Genomic DNA, 23,356 nt, shown 5'->3' on the forward strand with positions numbered 1-23,356 from the left:
GAGCCATGGATTCCTTGCAATCACCGTGGTGCTGTGGCAATATTCGGAGTGCCAAACCGTTGACTGGCATTGGGGAACAACTCGAATCGCGAGTGTTCTGGCGTGCCCGAAATAGGAGTGTTATGGACTGGCGGGACACCGCGGCCTGTCTGCAGGCCGACCCGGAACTCTTCTTCCCCGTGGGCAACACCGGCCCGGCTGTCGACCAGATCGAGAAGGCTAAGGTCGTGTGCTCCACCTGCGAGGTCACCGACGCGTGCCTGCAGTACGCCATGGAGACCGGCCAAGACTCCGGCGTGTGGGGTGGCCTCAGCGAAGACGAGCGCCGTGCCCTCAAGCGCCGCGCAGCTCGCGCTCGCCGAGCCAGCTGAGCCGCGCGCGCATCCTTTGGGCGGTTGATCGCCGCGCAAAGGTCTCGAAGCGCTGGGTGTCAGACCCCGAGCGCTGACACCGGAATCGTGATGGTCACCTCAGTGCCGCTGCCGGTCAGCGTGTGCCAGTCAATCGACCCCGAAAGCTCACCCTCGATCAGCGTGCGCACAATCTGCGTGCCCAGGCCAGCACCAACTTTACCCTCGGGCAGCCCTCCCCCGTCGTCGCCAACGACGATGCTCAGCTGCTCGTCATCTCGACGCGCCTCGACCCACACCTGCCCGTCTGAGCCGTTGAGGCCATGTTCGACCGCATTGGTGACCAGCTCGGTCAGTGCTAGTGCCAGCGGCGTCGCCGAACGCGAGGGCACCTCGCCAAAGCTGCCAGTAAACGTAGGGTACACCTTCATGTTGTCGATCGAGGCCACCTCGGTGATCAAGCGCAGCACCCGCTCGAACACCTCGTCAAAGTCGACCGACTGCGTCAGGCCTTCAGAGAGCGTGTCATGCACAACCGCGATGGCCTCGACTCGTCGCATCGCCTTCAGCAGCGCTGAACGGGCTTCTTCTGCCTGTGTGCGACGCGATTGGATGCGCAGCAGCGACGAGACGGTCTGCAGATTGTTCTTGACGCGGTGATGCACCTCACGGATAGTGGCGTCTTTGGTCAGCAGCTCCTGCTCTTGTCGACGCACCTCTGACACGTCGCGGCACAGCACGATGCCGCCGATGCGCTCATGGTGATGCCGCAGCGGAATTGCCCTCAGGGTGATTGTCGCCCCGTTTCCCTCGACGTCGGCGCGCCACGATGCCTGCGAACTGGTGACCACAGGCAGGCCCTCGTCGGTGGTCGACCGGTCAGAAACCAGGCGGGCGGTGATGGTGGTCAGATTGCCGCCCTCGAGCTCCCCGTCGAACCCGAGCCTGTTGTAGGCCGAGATCGCGTTCGGGCTGGCGAAAAGCACATCGCCACGTCGGTCGAGGCGAATAAGCCCGTCGCTGACCCGTGGAGCGCCGCGCCTGGGGCCAGTGGGCGCTGAGAGGTCGGGAAAATCACCGCTGGCGACCATGTCGAGCAGGTCGCTCGCACAGCTGAGAAACACCAAATCTTGCCGGCTGGGGGTACGCGACTCGGCGACGTTGGTATGCCGGGTCACCACGGCAATGGGAGGTGTCACCTCAACCCGATCGTCGTCTCGGCGCAGCGCTCGCACTACGGGCACGGCCCGCAGTCGAGTGGGCGAGTGTTGGGTCCAGTCGGGGCTTTGTGAGACATGCACCTGGCCATCGGCATAGGTACGCTCGATGAGCTCTTGCCACTCCCCATGAGCATGATGTCCGATGAGGTCGCGCGTGAAAGCCGTGGCCGAGCCGCTCGGGCGGGCATGAGCGACCGCTTCGAAGGCGCCGTCGGCATCAGGCAGCCAGAGGATGAGATCGGCGAGGGCCATATCGGCGATCATCTGCCAGTCGCCGATCAGTGAGTGCAGCCAGTCGACGTCTTCGGCTGAGAGCTGGGGGTTGCGCTGGGCGAATTCGGAGAGGCTGGACACGGGGTCAATCCTAACCGTTCGCCACCAGCCCGACTCAAGCACTCATGGACGACTTATACACAGGGGCACCCGCCGCTCCCTCGTGCCAAAGCACAGCCGCCTCTACGCTGGTGCACAGGGGCGGCGATAACTGCCCTGAAGATGCCGACAATGACTTCGACAGGGGGAGAAATGTCACATCGAAGCCACCTCGCACCACATATCAGCACGCCCGGGGCCACTGTAGACCCTGCGGCCACTTCAACACATGAGCGCATTGAACGCATGCTGGCTGGGCTCTTTCTCGCCTGCATGGAGATCGTAGCCGGAGTGCGCCCCGTCGAACACGTGAGCCGATGGGTCACTGCTCCCCTGCTCGACAAGCTCCGCATTCGTGCTGAGCTCGAACGTCAGCAGCGTCAGATCGCCCGCGAGGGCGCTCGACGACCAGGTTTGCACATCCACCGCACGCTGGTGCGCCCCAGCTACCATCACCGGCGCATCGAGTGCCTCGTGGTGTTCGACAACCATCACGGCCGCACACGAGTAGCCACAGCCGTGTTCGAACGCTCACACACCCAACGCTGGCTGCTCAGCGACTTCGCCGTGCTCTGAACCTGAGCACGGCAGACAAGTCAACGCTTGCTGCGCCGCTGCGCGCGGTTGCCGCCCTGCTGTTTCTTCTGCGCTTTCGCGCCCTTCGCCGGCGTGGTCACCTCTTCTTCACCCGACTCGTCGGCAGCCGAGTAGCTGAACTGTGCCGGCGACTGCGTGGGCTCGAGACCACGAGCCTCAACCTGAACATCAGGCACACCATCACCGTCGACGTCTTCATGACCAACCTGCACCTCGAGGTTGAAGATGAAGCCGATCGACTCCTCTTTGATGGCACCCATCATCTGGTTGAACATCGTGAAGCCCTCACGCTGGTACTCGACCAACGGATCGCGCTGCGCCATCGAGCGCAGCCCGATGCCCTCTTTGAGATAGTCCATCTCGTAGAGGTGGTCACGCCACTTGCGGTCGAGCACCGAAAGCACGACACGGCGCTCAAGCTCGCGAATGGCCTCCTCGCCGAGACGGTCGGCGCGCTGCTCGTAGGCGATGCGCGCGTCGCTGAGCAGCTGCTCTTTGAGCCACTTGTCGGTGATGCGCCCGATATCGCCAGCCTCGTCGATGATCTCTGTGGTGGTCACACCCACCGGATACAGGTTGCCCAAATCACGCCACAGGCCGTCGAGATCCCAGTCAGCGGCCGTGCCCGAGGTCACGTGGTCGTCGACAATTGCCTCAACGCTGTCGGTCAAGAAGCCCTGCACCTGTTCTTGCAGGTCAGCGCCTTCGAGGATGCGGCGGCGGTCGGCGTAGATCGCCTTACGCTGGCGGTTCATCACGTCGTCGTATTTCAGCACGTTCTTGCGAATCTCGGTGTTGCGCGCTTCGACCTGCGACTGCGCGCTCTCGACTGCACGCGAGACCATCTTCGATTCGATGGCAACCTCTTGCTCCCCTGACGACCGAGCCATCAAGGCCTCAGCCGCCGCTGAGTTGAACAGGCGCATCAGGTCGTCTTCGAGTGAGAGGTAGAACCGAGACTCGCCGGGGTCGCCCTGACGGCCGGAGCGGCCGCGCAGCTGATTGTCGATGCGTCGTGACTCGTGTCGCTCGGTGCCCAACACGTAGAGACCACCTGCCTCCACCACGTCAGCAGCTTCTTTCTCAACCCGCTCTTTGACTGCGGCGAACGCGTCGTCCCAGGCAGCCTCATACTCTTCTGGGGTCTCGGTGGGCGAAAGCCCCTTGCTGGCCAGTTCGGCGACGGTCAAGAACTCGGCGTTGCCACCGAGCATGATGTCGGTGCCTCGACCGGCCATGTTGGTAGCCACCGTCACTGCACCCAGACGACCGGCCTGGGCCACGATGGCAGCCTCACGGGAGTGGTTCTTCGCGTTGAGCACCTCGTGCTTGATGCCACGCTTGGCGAGCAGGCGCGAAAGATACTCGCTCTTCTCGACGCTGGTGGTGCCTACGAGAACCGGCTGGCCGCTCTCATGGCGCTCGGCAACGTCGTCGACCACTGCCTGGAACTTGCCCTCTTGGGTGCGGTAGATGAGGTCGGGCTTGTCGACTCGCACCATCGGCTTGTTGGTCGGAATCGGCACCACACCAAGCTCGTAGGTGCTTGAGAACTCGGCAGCCTCGGTCAGCGCTGTGCCGGTCATACCGGCGAGTTTGTCGTACGAACGGAAGTAGTTCTGCAGGGTGATCGTAGCGAGCGTCTGGTTCTCGGCCTTGACCTCGACGCCCTCTTTCGCCTCGATGGCCTGGTGAATGCCCTCGTTGTAGCGACGCCCCTCCATGATGCGACCGGTGTGCTCGTCGACGATGAGCACCTCGCCGTTCATCACCACATAGTCTTTGTCGCGCTTGAACAGCGCCACCGCCTTGATGGCATTGTTGAGGAACGAGATCAGCGGAGTGTTCGCCGACTCATAGAGGTTCTCGATACCCAAGTAGTCTTCGACCTTGGCGATGCCCGACTCGAGCACACCGATAGTGCGCTTCTTCTCGTCAACCTCGTAGTCGATCTCTGGTTTGAGCCGCTTGGCGACCTTTGCGAACTCGGTGAACCACCGGTTGGCCTGCCCGTCGCCGGGGCCCGAGATGATCAGCGGTGTGCGTGCTTCGTCGATAAGGATCGAGTCGACCTCGTCGACAATGGCGAAGAATCGCTCGCGCTGCACCAAATCGCTCTTCTGCCAGGCCATATTGTCGCGCAGGTAGTCGAAGCCGAACTCGTTGTTGGTGCCGTAGGTGATGTCGGCGGCGTACTGTTCACGCCGCTGCTGTGGGGTCTGCCCAGCCAAGATGCAGCCGGTGGTCGCACCCAAGGCGCGGAAGACACGACCCATCAGGTCGCTCTGATACTTCGCCAGAAAGTCGTTGACCGTGACGACGTGCACGCCCTTGCCTGCGATGGCGTTCAAGAACGCGGGCAGCGTGGCCACCAACGTCTTGCCCTCACCGGTCTTCATTTCGGCGATGTTGCCCTGATGCAGTGCCGCACCGCCCATGATCTGCACATCGAAGTGGCGCATGCCAAGCGTGCGAGATGCCGCCTCGCGCACGGCAGCGAACGCCTCGGGAAGCAGGTCGTCGAGCGTCTCACCCTCGGTATACCGCGCTTGAAACTGAGCGAACTCCTCGTGCAGTTCGTCATCGCTGAGTGTCTTGTAATCGTCTTCGAGTGTGTTGACCTCGTCGGCGATTCGGCGCAGACGCTTGATGACGCGACCCTCGCCGATGCGCAGGATGTTGTCGAGAATTCCAGCCACGTGTCTACTTTCTCTTCAGCTCGAGCGCCTGCCCACGGCGCACACCTGCCCCATTCTACGTGTTCGACCGCCCGAGGTCAGGCTTCGGGGTGTTTTCTCAGTTTTCTGCTGGGATGCTCGCGCGGCACCTGCGCCAGCGTCACCGCTGCAACCACCGCACCGCCGGCTGCACTGACTGCTTCTATCGCTGCCCGCAGGGTGGCTCCGGTGGTCATCACATCGTCGACGAGCACCACCGTGCGCCCCTGCACAAGCGACTGGTCGGCGTACATGGCAGCAGTCAGGTTGCCCGCGCGCTCCGCGCGACTCAGCCCGCGCTGATCACGCACCGAGCGAACGAGCCAGAGGCCGTCGTCGCTCACCACATGAGCTGCGCTCGAAAAGAGCAGACCAGGCAGGGCGAAGCCCCTGCGCCGACGCGCTTGGGCACTTGAGGGCAGCGCCAGCCAGAGTGCGCTCCGAGTCTGCGGCAGCACCGCGAGCGCACCGCTCAGCCGAGCTGCAACAGCGCGCAGCAGAGGCAAAGCGGCCCGGGCATCCTGATCTTTCACCGCCCGCACCATGGCTCGCACCCGCCCCCGCTCGTCTGAGATGCCGACCACTGGCACGGCCTGCACGCCGTCGTCGACCCAGCGCACGGCATGAGGGGCATCAGCCCAGCCCAGGCAGGCAGCACAGCAGAGTCGCCCGGCCCGGCCGCAGCCAACGCAATGCGCGGGCATCAGCAGATCGAGAAGGCTGGAACAGAGCGCAGCGAGCGCAGCGGGCGCAGCGGGCGCGAACCGTCGCGATCGTTTCATGTCACCCATGCTGCCGCACTCGTCTCATTCGCGACAGGCGGCACCGGCGATCTGTGGAGAGATCAGCGCCAGATCCAGGCCAGAGCCGAGAAGCTCTGACGCGCATCAACCCACGAGGTGCCCTGTTGGGTGAGCACGCTGCCTCCCGCGAGCGCACGAATGGATGCTGTGCGCGGGCCGGCGACGAGCGCGTCGATGGCCTGACCTCCAGTGGTCTGGGCAGTCTGCGTCGTCTGCCCGCTGATCGCAGCCAACGTCACCGTGCTGCCGGCGTCTGTCGGGCTCGCCCACAGCAGAGTGTCATCGGCATACCAACTGAATGCCGAGACCGCCTCGCCCGTGCCCAGCTGCACCGCAGCAGTGGTCTCCGCTGGATGCCCCTGTGCGTTTCTGGCCACACCGACGACCTCGATGGTCGTTTGCCCTTGAGGGCCGACGGCCACGCCGAGGCGCGACCCGTCTGGGGTGATGATCGCCTGCTGCACTTTTTGCCCCCCGAGATCGAGCACACCGCTGTCGCCGGAGTCGAGGTCGAGCCAGGTGATCTGTCCACGGGATACATACCAGGCATAGCCCTGGCGATCGAGCGACACCGCAGTGGAGGCGATGTCTGCCGTGGTATGCGCAGCGCCATCGGCGCCCATCCAGCGCAGCTCGGTGCCCGTTGCCGCGACGAAGCGCCCGTTCACCACCGCGAGCGAGAGCACTGTCACTCCGCTCAGCGACTGAGTGATGCGTGTGTTCGTCTCACCGGGGTCTGATTCGGGCGTCCACGCGCTCTCATCGAGCACCTGTGCGCCGCCGCTGTTGACCACGATCATGCGCCCGTCATCCACCTGTTCGAAGTCGAGTTCGTCGGAGGAGTACTCCTGCACATCGATGGGCACATTATTGACCACAATGCTCACATCAGTCACATTCGACACTTGGGTGAGCGAGCGCACCAGCATCGTCTTCACCTGGCGCTGCTCGGTCTGCCCAAGCATCAGAAAATCCGCGTTCAATGAGACCGCAGCCACTCCGTCAGCGACCGCGACCGAGTCGACGGCCATGCGCACATCACTGGTCAGCGCGGTGCCGACGACGCCTTTGAGCAGCGGGCTCGGCCCAGCAAACCAGGCCGAAGCAATACGTGTGACCGCTTGGTCACCGACAGGAAACCAGCGCACGTCGGCGACAAGCGAGCCCGCGCCAGCCCCCAGATAGGCCAGCGACACCGATCGATACACCAAGCTGAAGCTCGCCTGGGTGAGGGTGATGCCCTGCGGTGCAGAGTCGATGCGCCATTGTCCGTCGACTTCGGTCAATCGATACGCATCTGCCACGGTGTCACCGGCTGGGCGGAAAACGCCGATGTCATCGACCACTGCCGATCGTTGGCCGGTGGCGATATAGACGTCTCCGTCGCTGTGCTGCAGACTCGGCGAATCGGTGATCACCTGCACCTGCTGGTCAGGGTGCCAGGTCTGCGCGAATTCATCGGTGAGATACTCACGGGCGACGGCGTGCGAGGCCCTTGTGTCGGCAGAAGCCAGGATGAAGCCGGTGATGATCTCCTCTGGAGAGGCGCCATCACTCGGGCCGGAGGCGTTGACCACATACCCGGTGTCTCCAGAGACCGTCTGGTCGCCCACCCGCTCTGGGCTGCCGCTGTCGGGCAGGCGCACACAACCTGAGGCGGTCACGGCCACGAGCATCAGACCGACGAGAGCCCGATGCAGACGATGCAGATGTCGACGTCTCATGCGACAGCCTCCTTCGGCAGGATGATCGCGAACGTCGACCCCTCACCTGGCGTGGACTCGACGGTGATGATGCCGTGGTGCAGCTGCACATCTTCTCGCGTGATGGCCAGCCCAAGGCCGGTTCCCCCGAGCGTGCGCTGCCGAGAGGTGTCTGCTCGCCAGAAGCGGTCGAACACATGCGTCAGCTGGTCTGGGGCCAGGCCCACACCCTGATCGATCACGGAGATGGAGACCGCCGCCCGCGCCAGGCCATCGATCGTGAGCTGAGCGTCGGAGACCTGCACTCGGATGGGTCGCCCCTGCCCATGCTCAATGGCGTTGGCCAGCAGGTTTCGCACGGCACGGGCAATGCGCCCGGCATCAATCTCGGCAATCTCCGGTGTCTGCCCGATCTCAACGTCGAGCGAGCACCCACGGTCATCGGCCAGCATTCGGGCTCCATCGACCACCCCCAGCACGAGCTGACCGACGTCGGTGAGTTCTGGATGCACCCCGGCCACACCCGCATCAAAACGGCTCATCTCGAGCAGATCGCTGAGCAGCACTTCGAACCGTTCGACCTGTGCGTGCAGAATCTCGGCAGACCGTGCGGCTCGCGGCGGCAGTTCTGCCCGACTGTCATAGACCACGTCAGCGGCCAGGCGAATGGTAGTGACCGGTGTGCGCAGCTCATGAGAGACATCAGAGACAAAGCGCTGCTGCACGGTGGAGAGTGTCTTGAGCTCGGTGATACGACTCTCGAGCGCGTCGGCCATGATGTTGAACGAAGAACCCAGATCAACCGCTTCGTCGGCACCGGTCTGCGGCAGCCGCTGCCCGAGATCTCCGGCGGCGAGCCTTCGCGAGGCCTCTGCCGTGCGACGAATGGGCTGCAGAATGGCCGCGGCGCTGGCCGCGGTGATCGCGACCGAGGCAAGCGTGAGCACTGCGGCTCCGATCGAGAGCATCCACTGCACGAAACTCAGCGTCTGCTGCTCGGCCTCCAGCGAATAGCGAATGTACAGCTCGTAGTCACCGCCCAGCGGCAGCGAGACCGTCGTGCCCACCATGATGCCCGGGGTCTCACCACCGATACTCACCGGCTGCCAGTAAATGCTGTCGGGTGCGGCACGCACCTGCTCACGCAGTCGATCGGGAATCTGGTCGGCCTCGAGCGTCGCGCTGATCAGATCAGTGCCGGCCAAATCACCGACGCTGTCTGCGGTGTGCAGCAGCGCAACCTCCTGCGACCCAGAAGTGGCCTCCGCAGCGCGCAGCATCGACGCTTTCAGCACCTGCAGGGTTTGATCGTCTTGCGCGGTGGAGGCCAGCGCAAGCGACTTCACATCTGACACGGCCGTCGTGCTCACCGCGAGCACATTGTCACGCCGTGCGTCATAAAGCTGTGAGGCGATGCGCAGTGTGAGCAGACCGAACACGATGACCGAAACAGTCAGGCTGAGCACCAGAGACACCGCAGTGGCTCGGGCCAGCAGCGAGCGGCGCAGCCACTGCAGCACCGATCGCACTGCCCGCGGCATGCGACGGCCGGGCATCTCAGCGCCCCGCAGCGTAGCCGATGCCCCGCACCGTCAGCACGTAGCGGGGGTTTTCGGGGTCACGCTCGATCTTCGCTCGCAGTCGCTGCACATGAACGTTAACCAGTCGGGCGTCGGCCTTATACGAATACCCCCACACGCGTTCGAGCAGTTCGTCACGGCTGAACACCCGGTCAGGCTCCGAAGCGAGGGTAGCCAGCAGATCGAATTCAAGCGGCGTGAGGGCGACCTCTTGACCGTCACGGGTGACCCGGTGCGCGGCCTGTTCAATGAGCAGGTCACCCAGGTGCAGCACCTCGGGGCCGGTGGCGCTCAGCCGACGCAGCCGTGCCTGCACTCGAGCCACCAGCTCTTGCGGGGCGAAGGGTTTGGGCACGTAATCGTCAGCCCCGGCAGCGAGGCCGCGCACCACGTCGTCGGTGTCAGAGCGAGCTGTAAGCATCACGATGGGCACATCAGAAGATTCCCGGATGCGTCGCGCCACCTCGATGCCGTCGAACCCGGGCAGCATAACGTCAAGCAGCACCAAATCTGGGTGCTCTCGCTCGAATGCCGAGACTGCGCTCGGGCCGTCGCCAGCCGAGACGACCTCCCACCCCTGCCGACTCAGCACGATTTCGAGCATCTCAGCAAGTGCCTCATCGTCATCGACCGCGAGTATGCGATATCGCATCATCGCCTCCTGTGCGTCACCGTTGTACAGAGTATGCCAGCTGAAGCGGTGTGCCGCCTGTGTCAGTACCGGTAGTGATCTGGTTTGTACGGGCCTTCAACCGGCACACCGAGGTAGTCTGCCTGGCGCTCGGTCAAGGTGGTCAGCCGCACGCCAAGGGCGTCGAGGTGCAGCCGCGCCACCCGCTCGTCGAGCAGCTTGGGCAGTCGGTGCAGATCGGTGGTGTAGTGCTCAGTGCGCGTGTGCAGCTCGATCTGCGCGAGCACCTGGTTGGTGAACGACGCGCTCATCACAAAGCTGGGGTGCCCAGTGGCGTTACCGAGGTTCATCAGCCGACCTTCGCTCAGCACCAGGATGGCTCGCCCATTGGGCAGTCGCCACTCATCGACCTGCGGTTTGATCGGCACGCGTACGGCTCCCTCGAGTCGCTTCAGGCCGGCGATGTCGATCTCATCGTCGAAATGGCCGACGTTGCCCACGATCGCGTGGTCTTTGAGACGCAGCAACTGGTCGACGGTGACCACTTGGGTATCGCCGGTGGTGGTGATCACGATATCGACGGTCTCGACGACTTCGTCGAGCGTGGTGACCTGGTATCCCTCCATCGCCGCCTGCAGCGCGCAGATCGGGTCGACCTCAGAGACGATGACTCGAGCCCCCTGACCACGCAGCGCGGCGGCAGCGCCCTTGCCGACGTTGCCGAAACCGACCACAAAGGCAACCTTGCCGCCGATGAGCACATCGGTGCCGCGGTCAAGGCCGTCAGGCAACGAATGGCGGATGCCGTACACATTGTCGAATTTGCTCTTGGTCACCGAATCGTTGACATCGATCACCGGAAAGAGCAGCTGACCGCGGCGAGCCAAATCAGCCAGGCGGTAGACGCCGGTGGTGGTCTCTTCAGAGGCACCGCGGATCTCCGTGGCGAGTCGCCCGAACACTCCGGGCTGCTCGTCAATCAGACGCCGGATGACCTTCCAGAGGTACTGCTCTTCTTCGGTCAGCCCTTCAGATGACGGGATGCGCTGAGCGTCGAGCTCTGCAGCGAGGCCGAAGTGCACGAAGGTGCTGGCGTCGGCGCCATCGTCGAGAATGAGATTCGGACCTGTCCAGTCAGCCTGCTGAGCCTGGGCCTCACCGCTCCAGTCGAACACCCGCGCCAACAGGTTCCAGTACTCTTCGACGGTCTCACCCTTCCAGGCGAACACCGGCACGCCGCGAGGGTCTTCTGGAGTGCCATCAGGCCCAACCACGACCGCAGCAGCAGCCTCATCCTGCGTCGAGAACACATTGCACGAACTCCACCGCACCTGCGCACCAAGCGCCACCAGAGTCTCGATCAGCACTGCCGTCTGCACGGTCATATGCAGCGAACCTGCGATACGCGCGCCTGCCAGCGGTCGACTACCCGCGAATTCCTCGCGCAGAGCCATGAGACCGGGCATCTCGTGTTCGGCGAGTCGAATCTGGTGACGACCTGCCTCGGCGAGGCCGAGATCGCGAACCTGAAAGTCGGTGACCGGTGCGGTCGTGGTCATGCTGCTCCTTTATGAACATCTCTGGGTGGGCTTGCTCAACTGTACCCGGGCTGCCGAGAGCCTGCATGCACCCCGCCTTATGATGGAGGGATGGATCCCCGTCGAATGCGCTCCGGTCGCGCCTCGCGCCACCGCAGGCTGAAGAGCCCGGTGAGCGGCCCACTGCTGCCTCCGCTCGACTCCCGACGACATCGCCTGATGGATCGCGTGGCCTCCACCTCGACATATCTCAAGAACACTTGGTCGCCAGAACTCGACGACGTCATGGTGCTGCTCAGTGATATGCCGGTCACCATCAGCGATCATGATCCTCGCTTCACCATCGATCGTCCGCAGCGCACCATCGTTTTTCACCGGCTGCCGATCGAACGCTCCGCCGATATGCGCGAGGCTGATCCGCTGCAGCGTCAAATGATGGTGGAGTACTGTGTGTTCAGCGCGTTCGCCGAGCTCACCGGGCGCGAGCCCTGGGAGATGTCTGGCGAAGGTCGGCCGCGCTGAGATCTGGCCTCAGCGGGCCACAATGTGCACTGTGCTGCTCAGCGATGCGCTCTGCAGCGCGGTCGCCGAGGTGGTCGACCCTGTGGTGCTCGAGATGGCCAAATACAGTGGCTCGTCGCTGCTCACCGTCGCACGGGCTCCCGCCGACAGCTCGACGGAGGCAAGCCCGGTGTCGTCGATTTCCACCGTCCGAGTGGCGCCGTCGACCTCAACCTCGACCTGCTGCCCAGACTGCCCTGCCACCACCAGTCGTGCGTCGGCAACCCCGTCAGGCACTGCGACCGTCATCGGCTCTGCAATCGCGTTGGCGCTCTGCACCCAAGTGAAATCGGGGGTTGAGCTGCCGCCGACGACGGTACGGGCAGCAGCAACCACCGGCGCATCGGCAGTGACATCGATGCGATAGTCACCGTCTGGGAGGTCGGTCAGCGCGGAATCACTCACCGCGCCGCCGGTCAGTACCACGTCGAACTCCTTGGTTGTCGCACCAGTGATGCGCACATGCGCGGTCGTGTTGGCCTCGGTCGCCAGCAGACGAAGGGTGTTCTGCGCGTCTTCGAAACCAGCCGTCTGACTTGTCTCAGTCTGGCCCACGCTGTCGACGATGTGCACGCCGACCACGGTCTGCGTGCGCGCCGGCGCCGCCCCAGCGGCCTGCACATCGGCACCGCCGGCCTCGAGTACACGCACGGTCGACTGCTGCACGAAGGCGGCAACCGGAGCCCGGCTGGCCTGCACGCGAACCACGAGCTGTTCATCGCCATTGGAGTATGCCGACAGCGGCAGCACGCGCACACCGCCCGCAGCCACGGTGAGCGAGTCGCGGTCGATGATCAGCTGGCCCTGCGCGGTGTACACGCTGAGCGTGACCACTGACTCGAGGTCGCTGGGATTTGCCAGCAGCACAGAGGTGGTGCGACCGACGGTCTGCGATCCAGCAGCGATCCAGCTGTCAAACGTCGGGCTGGCGCACTGCGTGAGGATGCCCCCGCGCACTTGATCGGCATCGGCCGACTGCCAGCTCAGCGCGGCGATATCCGCTTCGCTGGTCGAAGACGTGATCGCCAGTGGCGCCGCGATGCCGCTGCGCTGCACGACGCCCTGTTCTGCCGAGGCTGTGCTGCTCGAGCCAGACCCAAGATCAGTCAGGGTGAGGCCGCCAGTCGCCGCGGCTGCGGCCTGCGCCGCTCCCACGGCCTGGCCGGCATCGATCGCGCTGAATGATCCTCCGGTGCGCAGCGAGCCAGGGCAGACACGCGTATTCTCAACGGCCTGTGGCACGACCTCAAGCGGATCGGCAACCGCCGCGCCCGTCGGCAGCGATACTGAGCGGGCCATCCATGCGCCGCCGAACAACGCAGCCACCACGACCACGGTCACTGCCCAACGTGCGGCGCTGCGCAGCACACGACTGGCGCGCCCGGCGCGCTGTGCAGACTCTGGCTCAGTCGTCATCACCTGCTCCTTCCAGCAAGGCGAAAGCGGCAGACTCGGCTTCAGCCCCGCTGCGGCCGATCGGCAACGCCAGCACAATGAACAGCAGCAATAGCACGCCGCCGAGCACGGACAACCACCAGATGTTTGTCGTCGGCTGCGCCGACGCAACACTGTCACTGACCTGCCAAAGGCGCCCAAAGTCACTCGAACCAGCCGGTTCTAATGACGAGTTCGCATCGAGTGCGGTCACCAGCGTCTCAGCGGGCTGTGCACCGTCGCTGGAAGCGACCAGCACGAAACGCACCCCGTTGGTCGCAAACCATTCATTGGCGTCGTACCCGCTGTAGCTCAGCAGATTCGCTGTGGTCTCGGCCAGCTGATACTGCTGGTCGGTACTCGACACCATCGATTCGGTGATGCGCTGCTGCCCGATCAGTGTGCCGAACGTCGCTGAGTCGACAAGGGTGGAGTCGATCACGTCGTCGGAGCGCAACGTCACGACCAGCACTCGCCCATCGGCCTGGGCCCGCTCGTCGGCGGTGACCAGAGCCGGACGTGCCGTGTCGGTCGGGCTCACCGCACCGCCGTGCACCAGCGCGAGGCCGGCTGGAGCAGCAGCAACCGCGCCCAGCAGCACCACAACGGCAGCCGTGAGCATACGGGGCATGAGCCGCCCACGAAGCCGTTCAATGCCCGCCAACCCGACCAGAAGCCCCAGAAACGCCAGGCTCAGCAACGGCAGCGCATCAATCGGCTGCTCGCCGACGGCTGAGGTGGCGACCAGCAGGTGCTGCGAGGCGAAGGCAATCGCTGTCGCAAAGAAGAAGGCGACGAGGCCGCCCAGCGCGGCACGCCAACGCTCGGTCAACAGCGAAATCACCAGCAGCGCCAGCATGCCCGCGACGGGCAGCGCAGCCACCGCCAATGCGATGGTCGCATGCCCCGACAGCACCGGCACGAGCTGCTGCAGCGCAGTGGTGTTCAACGCCTGAGCAAGCCACCCGGGCAGCGTGAGACCCAGCACGTTGTCAACCAGTGGCCCCGGGTCGACGATGAGCGAGCTCCAGACTCCGGTGACTGCGGCGTTGTACACCTGCACCGCAGCAACAGCCAGCGAGGGTGTGAGCAGAGCCCAGAGCAGTCGGGCGGTGCGTGGTCGAACAGCCACAGCGATCAGCCCACCGACTACCAGCAGCAGCCACCCTGCCGGAGAGACAACGAGCGCGACCGCTGCCCAGAGGCCCGCCGCGGCTGCCTGGCCAACGGCTCGCGTATGTGCTGCCTGGCGCCGGGTCGCTCGCACAAAGGCGCCCAACGCGACCGGTGCAGCGAACAAAAAGATCAGCACCGGCACACGGCCGTCGACGAGCGCAGTCACGGCAACTGGAGAAAGCGCCCACGCGACTCCCCCGATCGAGCGGATCCAGCCGACGGTGGTCAGGCCGCCCACGGCGTACCACCCCGCCAAAAAGAGCAGGGGAAGCGTGCTGAGCAGCATGATCACCACACTGGCCGACGGGTTCCAGAACGTCACCGTGGAGAGCAGCAGCCAGAGCGCGTTGTACGGGTCTGGCAAGACCGGCAGCTCGAGGGCACCGGCACGGGGAAGGTGTGTCACCGCGGCAAACGCTGAGGCCCAAGAGTCTGCCACTGGCGCCGCCTGGCCTCCGGTTACGGCAGAAGCGGCAATCAATCGCCACCCGACCAAGACGTTGAGCACCCACAGGATCAGTGCGACCAGCGGAGCCTTCGACCGCCAGAACGGCACGGAGTCATCGTCATCTGGGCTCTCGCTCACATAGGCAGCGTCTTCTCGGGCGCCGGCGCGCAACTGCCCCACTCGAGCTGAGGAGATCAGCAGCGGCTCGACGGCCGACCAATCGGCACTCGACTGCTGAGCGATACGACGACGCTTGGCACGCACCCGCCCACCGTTGAACATCACAGCCATGGCCGCGGCCCACTCGCCCAAGATCAGCTGGGGGCGCTTGGCCGTGAGATGAGCGATGGTCGACCACAATGCCAGCAAGGGCAACCCCAGCCAGAGCAGCACAGACTCAAGCGGCTTCGCATAGCTGAGGCGCCGGTACAGCTGCGCCCAACGGATCTGCCGGTACGTGGGCCCCGCAGTGCGAGAGTTCGACAGGCGCAGCGTTTGCCGCTGCGGGCGATGCCGCACTCGTGCGCGCGGCACGGTGACGACTCGAGCGCCAGCGAGCCTGGCCCGAACACCGAAGTCAAGCCCGTCATCGCTGAAGGTGAGCAGCGGGTCGAACCCACCGAGACGCCGCCACAGCCCGGCCTGCACCAACATGCCAGCGGTGCCCACAGCGAGCACGTCAGCCTGGGTGTCGAACTGAGCCTGATCGAGCTCGCCCGTGGCGGGGCTGATCTTCTCGCCTCGCACGGTCATGGTCAGGCCGAACTCGTCGAGACGATCCGGGCTCTGCGCCTCGACCACCTTCGGCCCAAGCACCAAGGCACTGGGAGAGCGTTCCTGCTCAGCGAGCAGCTCGGCCAGCGCATCAGGTTCTGGCGCACTGTCATCATGCAACAGCCACAGCCAGTCATCATCAGCCAAATCGGGGATGACCGCTTCAACAGCTCTGGCGATCGCGTCGCCGAAGCCCGTCTGAGCACTCGCCTTGACAATGAAACTCACATTGGCCGCTCGAGCGACCGAGACAGAGTCGTCAGAAGAACCAGTGTCTGCCACGATAACCGGCACAGGTCGGGTCTGCGCTGCGAGGCCTCGCAGGGTGTCTGGCAGCACATCAGCACCGTCATGGGCGACGACGACGGCGAAGACCCGAGCGTTCATGGAGTGTCCATCAGATCGCCCGACGCCGCAGCTTTCTGCGCTCGCGCTCACTCAGCCCGCCCCAGATTCCGAAACGCTCATCGTTCTCGAGCGCAAACTCTAGGCACTGGGAGCGCACCTCACACGACGAGCAGATGCGCTTGGCGTCACGGGTGGAACCGCCCTTTTCGGGGAAGAAGGCCTCGGGATCGGTCTGCGCGCACAGCGCCTGCACCTGCCACGAGAGCTCTTCGGACTCGCCTGCGTGCTCGGTGTACCCTGCGACACCGCGAAGAATAGGATCGTCGAACCAGTCTTCGGGTACGGCACTCAGTCGATCACTCGGCATGGGCACGCCCCTTCCTTTGACTGGTTCATTGACATCCGGACAAACTCATTACACCGGTGTAGTTCGTCTGAGTCAAGTCGAGCGGTCATGAGACCGGCTATAGTCGAAAACCATGAGCACTCTCGTTACCGGCGGCGCCGGCTATATCGGCGCGCACGTCGTACGTCTTCTCCAAGAGCGCGGCGATCGAGTCATCGTCGTCGACGATCTCACCACTGGTGACGCCACTCGAGTGGGCGACGCCACACTGCATCAGTTCGATATTTCTGAACCCTCGGCACGCGCACATCTCACTGATCTGATGCGCAGCGAAGAAGTCGACTCGGTCATTCACTTCGCAGCCAAGAAGCAGGTCGGAGAGTCCGTTGAGCGCCCCCTCTGGTACTACCGCCAGAACCTCGATGGTCTCAACAATGTGCTCGGCGCAGTAGTCGACGCCGGCGTCGACAATGTGGTGTTCTCGTCATCGGCCGCAGTCTATGGCGAGCCCGATGTCGCTGTGGTCACAGAGGAGTACCACTGCCGCCCGATCAATCCGTACGGTCAGACGAAATTCGCCGGCGAGTGGCTGCTTGACGCCGTCGCGAAGGCCCACGGCGTGCACGTTGCCAAACTCCGGTACTTCAACGTCGCAGGCGCTGGCTGGGACGACCTGGGCGATCCCGCTGTGCTCAACTTGGTGCCAATGGTCTTCGAACGCATCGAACGTGGTGCGGCACCGCTGATCTTCGGTGATGACTACGACACCGCCGACGGCACGTGTGTACGCGACTATATCCACGTCTATGACCTGGCTGAGGCGCACTTGGCCACGCTCGACTACCTGCGCGGCGACGACCGCCCCGAGTCGACGTTCAATATCGGCACTGGCACCGGCTACAGCGTTCGGGAGGTCGTCGACGAGATTCTGCGGGTGACTGGCTCCGACGTCACGCCTGAGGTGCGCGAACGTCGCGCCGGCGATCCGGCCCAGCTGATTGCCGACAGCTCGCGCATCACCAGCGTGACCGGTTGGCAGGCGAGTCACGGCCTCAGCGAGATCGTGACGAGCGCATGGAGTGCATGGCGCCTGCGCCATGATCACCCTGCTGCTGACTGATACACTTGCGACCCGCAGTCTTTTCCGCTGACATGAGGAGGGCATCCCTGTGACCGTTTTGCGGGTCATCGTCGACAACCTCTTCACTGCCGTCCCAGACGACACCACACGGTACACACGTGAGCTCACTGCGGCGCTTATCCGCACGGCTCCAGATGCGTGCTCTGTGCAGGCAGTGACTGGCACCCACTCGGCTGAAAGCATCGCCGAGGTGCGCGCTGCCCTCCCCGGCCTCGAAGATCTGATTCAGCTGCCCGCTTCCAGCGCGCAGCTGGCGCTGGCTTGGAATGTCGGTATTCCACCGCGCATGCTCCCCGACGGCCTGACCCACTCTCCCACCACATTGGCACCGCTGTTCGCGCACAACCGACGTCTCGATCCTGGAGTGCAGACCGTGGTCACGGTACATTCCGCACGGTATTGGGATGACACCGCCGACCTCTCGTTGACTGCGCGCGCCCGAATTGGCCGTCTGCTGCGCCGCATCGAGCGTTTTGCCGACGCTGTGGTCGTTCCCCGCCACTCTGTCGCGGAGATTCTCGACGAGCGCACCACACTGGGCGACCGCATCCAGGTGATCCCGATGTCTCCGTCACGCACGATGGTCGCACGTGGCCCCGTGGCTACTCGGGCCACCGAACTTGGCTGCCCGGCGAAGTTTCTGCTGACGTATGCAGCCGAGGGTGAGACCAATCTTCGGCTCATCCTGACGGCCGTGGCGCGGGCTGACGCAGGTGTCCCGGTGATCGTGGCCGGTCGCACTCGCCCCGGCGACACCTCGATCGAGTCGCTGCGCGATCAGGCGGGGCTGACAGCTGAGCAGGTGCTGCCATTTGCCGAAGTCGACGAAGAGTCTTTGGCTGTGCTCAATACCCGTGCTCTCGCGTTGATCGCTCTCGGCAACGAAGACAGCTCGGGGCTCAGCCTGTTCGACGCGATGGTTGCCCGCACACCAGTCATCTATGCAGGCACCCCAGACATGCTTGAGATCACCGGTGGCGCTGGCCTGTCCGTCAGCGCCGACAGCTTCGATCTGGTCGATCAGCTTGCGCAGGCAATCACCACGGTGACCACCGACCGAGAGCAGCTGCGCGTATTGCAGCAAGAAGGCGCCGATCGAGCTCGCTCTTTCACTTGGGAAGACTCCGCACGGGCAGTCTGGACACTCCACGCCGAACTCTGAGGCGCTCGCTGAGCGGTCAGTTCGTTGAGGTCGAGGCCGCAGAACTCGCCAGCAGATCGGCAACCGCGCTGTCGACAGAGCCCCAATCGAGGTTGCTCTCGGCGAACTGTGGCGGTGTGAGTTCGAGCGTGCCGATCTCCTGCTCACGGCTGAGCCCGGCCAATCGGGTGAGCACACCCACCCCAGATCTCGGAATATCGGTGTTCACAAACTCAGGGCTGGCTGCGGCAATGTCTTGAAACTTGGTCAACAGCGTCTGCGGCGTGAACTGCTTGAGCAGTGCCTCCTGCACCTGACGCTGTCGGCGCATGCGATCCCAGTCGCTGGTCGTCTTGCGCGAGCGGGCGTACCACAGCGCCGTCTCACCGTCCATATGCTGCATTCCTGCTTCGACTGAGCCGTGATAGACGTGGTTGGTGTCACTGCCGTCGACGAAGTCGAGATGCTCTTGCACATCGATGTCGACTCCGCCAAGTGCGTCGACCATGGCCGCGAAGCCGTTCATATCGATCAGCACATAGTACTGAATCTGCAGACCGGTAACTCCTGAGGCCACATCTTTCATAGCCTGCATGCCCTGTGTGAACCCGGTGGAGTCATCGATATCCGGGTACAGGTCGGTCTTGATCTGCGTCGCGTAGGTATACGCGCCATTGGCCTTCCACGAGCTGGGGTACACCCCGTTCAGCGGTGAGTCGGCCGGAAAGCGCACCGGGTGCAGATCGCGGGGAATGCCGATCATGACGGCAGCGCCGGTCTCAGCGTCGACGCTCACCACCGTGATCGAGTCAGGGCGCATGCCCTCACGCCCCTCGCCACTGTCAGCTCCCAGCAGCACAAAGTTGTAGCGGCCGTCGACGGGGTCGAGCGATCCCTGGTCGGCAAAGAGTTGGTCGAGCACTCCCTTGGCGGAGTTCACATATGAGACGGCCTGCACAGTGACAAACGAACCTGCCACCAGCCCGGCGACAGTCAGCAGACTCAGCGCCACCCGCGCTCGGGGACGTACCCGCCCGATGCGGGCCAGGCGAAACGCGTCGATGGTGAGCACCACCCACAGCGCACACCAGGCCACCAGCACAGCCTGCACTGCAGTGAGCACCCACGTGCTGGTAAGCCAGCTCACCACACCTGAAATATCGCCATGCGAGGCGATGAGCAACCACACCACACCGGCGATGCCCAACAGCCAGACAGTCAGCCCGAGGCGGCCGAGTCGACGGTTGCCGGCAACCACCTGTGGCAGTCCGGGTACCAGAAAATTGAGCAGGATGATCCACCAGGCGCGCCGTCGCATGAGCGGCTCGTCTTGCTGCCGGGGGGTGCGCAGCGGCGTCTGATACGACATGGTCAGGCGAGTCGCTCCTGCAGCGCGGCATTCTTCTGAGCGACCAACTCGGTGAGCTCTTCGGCGTAGTCGGCCAGCCGATCACGCAGACGCTCATCGTGCACGCTGAGGATGCGCGCGGCGAGCAACCCGGCGTTGAACGAGTTGCCAATCGCGACGGTGGCCACAGGAATGCCCGCCGGCATCTGCACGATCGACAGCAGTGAGTCGAGCCCGTCGAGCTTGGCCAGCGGCACTGGCACACCGATCACGGGCAACGTGGTGACCGAAGCGAGCATGCCCGGCAGATGCGCTGCACCGCCTGCCCCGGCGATGATGACTTTGATGCCGCGAGCGCTGGCTTCGGAGCCGAACTCGATCAGGCGCTTCGGCGTGCGATGGGCCGAGACCACCTCGACCTCGTGAGAGATGCCGAACCGGTCAAGCGCTTCGACTGCCTTGGACATCACCGGCCAGTCGGAGTCTGACCCCATGACCACTGCCACTTCTGCACTCATCGTTCGCACACCATCCTTTCGATCCGCTAAAGCCTACCGTGCAAGTCTGTCTACGACCTCTGAACCCAGCAGGGCGGCCGTCTCGCGTGCAGCATCGCGCACTTCGTCAGGATGCGCACCAGAGACGTTCACATGACCCACCTTGCGACCCGGCCGGTATGACTTGCCGTACCAGTGCACTTTGGCCTCAGGATGTGCCGCCAACGCTTCACGCAGCGCCTGGCCGTGTGCCGATTCGGGAGTGCCACCGAGCACATTGACCATCACCGTCACCGCGTCGCGGGGCTGGGTTGATCCCAGTGGCAGATCGAGCACCGCACGGAGGTGCTGCTCAAACTGGCTGGTGACGGCGCCGTCTTGGCTCCAGTGGCCCGAGTTGTGCGGACGCATCGCGAGCTCGTTGATCAGCACCCGACCGTCGGTGGTCTCAAACAGCTCGACGGCGAGCGCACCGGTGACATCGAGGCGCTCCGCCAACGTCACCCCAATGTGCAGGGCCTCGTCACGCACAGCGTCTGCGGTGTCTGGTGCCGGCGCCACCACCTCGGCGCAGACCCCATCGACCTGCTCACTGGCCACCAACGGCCACGCGGCGATCTCGCCACTGGGACGACGCGCCACCTGCTGCGAGAGTTCGCGACGAAACTCGATCGCCTCTTCGATGAGCAGTGCTCCACCGACGTGAGCGAGAGCCTCGTCGGTGAGCCAATCAGCCACATCTGCTGCAGAGGTGATGACTCGCACTCCGTGACCGTCATAGCCTCCTCGTGGAGTCTTCGCCACGGCACGGCCATCGTGGGCGGCCAGAAACGTTTCGACCGCGGCGGCATCAGCAGCTGCAACCCACTGCGGCTGGGGCAGCCCGAGTTCTGCAACTCGGGCACGCATCTCGAGTTTGTCTTGAGCGAAGCGCAGGGCGGCCGACCCCGGGCGCACCGCGATGCCCTCGGCCTCGAGAAGGGTCAGCACCGACTGTGGCACATGCTCATGGTCAAAGGTCACCACGTCGACGCCGCGCGCGAAGTCGAGCACCTGTTGGGCATCGGTGTAGTCACCAACCACCGTGGTGGCCAACGATGCCGAAGCACCGGCGTTCTCAGCGAAAACCCGCAACTCGATGCCGAGGTTGATCGCCACCGGGGTGAGCATTCTCGCCAGTTGCCCTGCACCGATAACTCCGACCACGTCACTCATTCTCTTGCCTCTCTGTGGCGTCCCGGTCGCCTCTGCTGCGCCCGCCGCTCACTGTCACGTCAGTCGCTGAGCGACGACTCATTGGTCTGGGCGCCCACGGATGCGAGCGCGACGGTCTCGAATGTGGCCAACTGTGTGTGACGCATGCGCACACGAGACTCGGCGGCGATCTCGGTGATCAGCCGCTGCACCGCCCTGGGGTCTGGCACATGTCGCAGGCGCAATGACTCGCCGTCGCCGATCTCCAGATGCAGATCTCCGGCGCCGAGCGTGCGCTGCCACAGACTCTGGCTCGTCTCGACGGCAGTGATTGCCGCGGCCGCAACCTCGCGGCGGCGTCGACGCAACACGCCTGACGACTCGCTGATGTGTTCGCTGTCGATCTCATACACGTGCGACTGCCACCCGAGCCAGCTCAGCAGAGTCAGTGCAACCAACACCGAGACTGCGGTGATCGCCCACGTGCGCCAGGGCTCAAGCTGATCCCAGTATTGGGTCACTCCCCAGACGGCCGCCCACGTCAGGATGACCGGTGCCAGCAGACGGTCGGCTCGCGAGCGCAGCCGGATCGGTCGATTCTCTGTGGCGGTCATGCTCACCAGACTAGCTGCCGAGCGTGCGCAGATGCGTGATATCGCCCACGGAGAGCGCCTGTGTCTGCCCATCTGCGCGAACCAGGATGCGCCCGCCCGCATCGATACCCGTGGCCACACCGATCAGCTCGGCGTCGCCGGGCAGCAGCACGCGAACGTTTCTGCCGATGGTCGTGCAGGCGGCACGCACCTCGTCAAAGACCGAGGCGTCACCGGTCAGCAGACGATGCCAGTGGCTGCGCAACTGGTGCAGCAGATGTGCGAGCACCTCGTCGGCACTCGCGTCGATTCCGGCCAGGGCGAGCGAGGTCACCCTCGACAGGTCAATGCCTGCCGCGGCGAAGTCGGCTTCGGTCTGCCGCAGGTTCACGCCAATGCCCACGACAACCTGCAGCGGCTGTGTGCCGCCGCTGACGATCTCACTGAGAATGCCGCTGACTTTGCGTTCGCCGATCTGCACGTCGTTCGGCCACTTGACGCCGGCGACACCGCCCAGCTCACGGATGGCCGCACGCAGCGCTGTGCCGGCGATCATGGGCAGCCATGGCAGCACGTCTACGTGTTCAGCCGGAACGTGAAAGAGCACTGACGCGGCCAAGGCGGTGTCTGGCGGGGTGTTCCACACCCGCTGCATGCGACCGCGGCCAGCCCGCTGGTCGAGGGTGGCAATCACAGTGAACTCAGACAGGTGCTCGCGGCCGGCGGCCTCAACCAGCACCGCGTTGGTTGAAGTGGCATTGTCGAGCACGATCAGCCGCTCGGCAGCCTGCTCGCTCAGCGGAAAACTCATGCGCTCATGATACGGCGCTGCGCTGGGCCACCA

The 23,356-nt window shown here is 64.3% G+C and carries 20 protein-coding genes and 1 pseudogene; 6 read left to right on the top strand and 15 right to left on the bottom strand.

The genetic code is table 11. The features are described from left to right. Positions 1–122 precede the first annotated feature (122 nt). On the top strand, positions 123–371 hold the full coding sequence (locus tag G557_RS0102175; RefSeq protein ID WP_028244783.1) for a WhiB family transcriptional regulator: 249 nt from the start codon (positions 123–125) through the stop codon (positions 369–371). A gap of 59 nt (positions 372–430) precedes the next feature. Here the strand turns inward: G557_RS0102175 and G557_RS0102180 are convergent, their stop codons facing one another. Continuing rightward, positions 431–1,924 (bottom strand): sensor histidine kinase, encoded by a 1,494-nt coding sequence (locus G557_RS0102180; RefSeq protein ID WP_028244784.1) that lies wholly within the window; start codon positions 1,922–1,924, stop codon positions 431–433. A gap of 171 nt (positions 1,925–2,095) precedes the next feature. Between G557_RS0102180 and G557_RS11110 the strand changes: the two genes are divergently transcribed. Continuing rightward, entirely contained in the window at positions 2,096–2,518 is a 423-nt protein-coding gene (locus tag G557_RS11110; protein ID WP_036960313.1) for an Rv3235 family protein, read from the top strand. 20 nt (positions 2,519–2,538) lie between these two features. On the opposite strand, the gene secA is transcribed toward G557_RS11110, so the two are convergent. Continuing rightward, positions 2,539–5,238, bottom strand: a complete 2,700-nt coding sequence (gene secA, locus G557_RS11115; protein ID WP_084626918.1) for a preprotein translocase subunit SecA — start codon at positions 5,236–5,238, stop codon at positions 2,539–2,541. A gap of 77 nt (positions 5,239–5,315) precedes the next feature. After that, entirely contained in the window at positions 5,316–5,876 is a 561-nt protein-coding gene (locus G557_RS11120) for a ComF family protein (RefSeq protein ID WP_051224152.1), read from the bottom strand. 3 nt (positions 5,877–5,879) lie between these two features. Between G557_RS11120 and G557_RS14270 the strand changes: the two genes are divergently transcribed. Next, a complete protein-coding gene (locus tag G557_RS14270; RefSeq protein WP_245542748.1) occupies positions 5,880–6,137 on the top strand; it encodes a hypothetical protein in 258 nt (85 codons plus the stop codon). On the opposite strand, the gene G557_RS0102205 is transcribed toward G557_RS14270, so the two are convergent. From G557_RS0102205 to ahcY, 4 genes are all read right to left on the bottom strand, one after another. Next, the gene (locus G557_RS0102205; protein ID WP_028244786.1) at positions 6,101–7,783 is read right to left on the bottom strand and encodes an LpqB family beta-propeller domain-containing protein; all 1,683 of its coding nucleotides are present in this window, start codon (positions 7,781–7,783) and stop codon (positions 6,101–6,103) included. The two genes, G557_RS14270 and G557_RS0102205, sit on opposite strands and share 37 nt — an antisense overlap. After that, the gene (gene mtrB, locus G557_RS11125; protein WP_211220504.1) at positions 7,780–9,303 is read right to left on the bottom strand and encodes an MtrAB system histidine kinase MtrB; all 1,524 of its coding nucleotides are present in this window, start codon (positions 9,301–9,303) and stop codon (positions 7,780–7,782) included. The genes G557_RS0102205 and mtrB overlap by 4 nt, the downstream gene beginning before the upstream one ends. A 16-nt stretch (positions 9,304–9,319) precedes the next feature. After that, complete coding sequence (gene mtrA / locus G557_RS0102215; protein WP_028244787.1) at positions 9,320–9,994, bottom strand: MtrAB system response regulator MtrA; 675 nt, start codon at positions 9,992–9,994, stop codon at positions 9,320–9,322. 62 nt (positions 9,995–10,056) lie between these two features. Further along, on the bottom strand, positions 10,057–11,532 hold the full coding sequence (ahcY, locus tag G557_RS0102220) for an adenosylhomocysteinase (RefSeq protein WP_028244788.1): 1,476 nt from the start codon (positions 11,530–11,532) through the stop codon (positions 10,057–10,059). A gap of 90 nt (positions 11,533–11,622) precedes the next feature. Here ahcY and G557_RS0102225 point away from each other — a divergent pair, with 90 nt between their 5' ends. Then, the gene (locus G557_RS0102225) at positions 11,623–12,033 is read left to right on the top strand and encodes a hypothetical protein (RefSeq protein WP_028244789.1); all 411 of its coding nucleotides are present in this window, start codon (positions 11,623–11,625) and stop codon (positions 12,031–12,033) included. A 9-nt stretch (positions 12,034–12,042) separates the two neighbouring features. On the opposite strand, the gene G557_RS0102230 is transcribed toward G557_RS0102225, so the two are convergent. The 3 genes from G557_RS0102230 to G557_RS0102240 are packed head-to-tail and all read right to left on the bottom strand — an operon-like array spanning position 12,043 to position 16,619. Then, positions 12,043–13,488 carry a DUF5719 family protein gene (locus tag G557_RS0102230; RefSeq protein ID WP_028244790.1) on the bottom strand — a complete coding sequence of 482 codons (1,446 nt, stop codon included), beginning with the start codon at positions 13,486–13,488 and terminating at the stop codon, positions 12,043–12,045. Continuing rightward, positions 13,478–16,291: a glycosyltransferase family 2 protein gene (locus G557_RS0102235; RefSeq protein WP_028244791.1), complete on the bottom strand. Its 2,814-nt coding sequence runs from the start codon at positions 16,289–16,291 to the stop codon at positions 13,478–13,480. The genes G557_RS0102230 and G557_RS0102235 overlap by 11 nt, the downstream gene beginning before the upstream one ends. 10 nt (positions 16,292–16,301) lie before the next feature. Beyond that, a complete protein-coding gene (locus G557_RS0102240; RefSeq protein WP_084626920.1) occupies positions 16,302–16,619 on the bottom strand; it encodes a WhiB family transcriptional regulator in 318 nt (105 codons plus the stop codon). A gap of 112 nt (positions 16,620–16,731) precedes the next feature. Between G557_RS0102240 and galE the strand changes: the two genes are divergently transcribed. Then, positions 16,732–17,718, top strand: a complete 987-nt coding sequence (gene galE / locus G557_RS0102245; protein WP_028244793.1) for a UDP-glucose 4-epimerase GalE — start codon at positions 16,732–16,734, stop codon at positions 17,716–17,718. 49 nt (positions 17,719–17,767) lie between these two features. After that, positions 17,768–18,901: a glycosyltransferase gene (locus G557_RS0102250; protein WP_028244794.1), complete on the top strand. Its 1,134-nt coding sequence runs from the start codon at positions 17,768–17,770 to the stop codon at positions 18,899–18,901. 16 nt (positions 18,902–18,917) lie between these two features. Here the strand turns inward: G557_RS0102250 and G557_RS0102255 are convergent, their stop codons facing one another. The 5 genes and pseudogenes from G557_RS0102255 to G557_RS0102275 form a co-directional block, all read right to left on the bottom strand. Next, positions 18,918–20,249: an LCP family protein gene (locus G557_RS0102255; RefSeq protein WP_036960319.1), complete on the bottom strand. Its 1,332-nt coding sequence runs from the start codon at positions 20,247–20,249 to the stop codon at positions 18,918–18,920. A gap of 2 nt (positions 20,250–20,251) precedes the next feature. Continuing rightward, positions 20,252–20,746, bottom strand: a complete 495-nt coding sequence (gene purE / locus G557_RS0102260; RefSeq protein ID WP_028244796.1) for a 5-(carboxyamino)imidazole ribonucleotide mutase — start codon at positions 20,744–20,746, stop codon at positions 20,252–20,254. 33 nt (positions 20,747–20,779) lie between these two features. After that, positions 20,780–21,952 (bottom strand): annotated as a pseudogene (locus G557_RS0102265) (5-(carboxyamino)imidazole ribonucleotide synthase); the annotation flags it as partial. A gap of 47 nt (positions 21,953–21,999) precedes the next feature. Continuing rightward, positions 22,000–22,533 (bottom strand): PH domain-containing protein, encoded by a 534-nt coding sequence (locus tag G557_RS0102270; RefSeq protein WP_028244798.1) that lies wholly within the window; start codon positions 22,531–22,533, stop codon positions 22,000–22,002. 10 nt (positions 22,534–22,543) lie between these two features. After that, positions 22,544–23,323, bottom strand: coding sequence for a biotin--[acetyl-CoA-carboxylase] ligase (locus G557_RS0102275; protein ID WP_028244799.1), 780 nt, complete (start codon positions 23,321–23,323; stop codon positions 22,544–22,546). Positions 23,324–23,356 lie beyond the last annotated feature (33 nt).

The sequence above is a fragment of the Pseudoclavibacter soli DSM 23366 genome (genome assembly GCF_000423505.1).
Lineage (GTDB): Bacteria > Actinomycetota > Actinomycetes > Actinomycetales > Microbacteriaceae > Pseudoclavibacter_A > Pseudoclavibacter_A soli.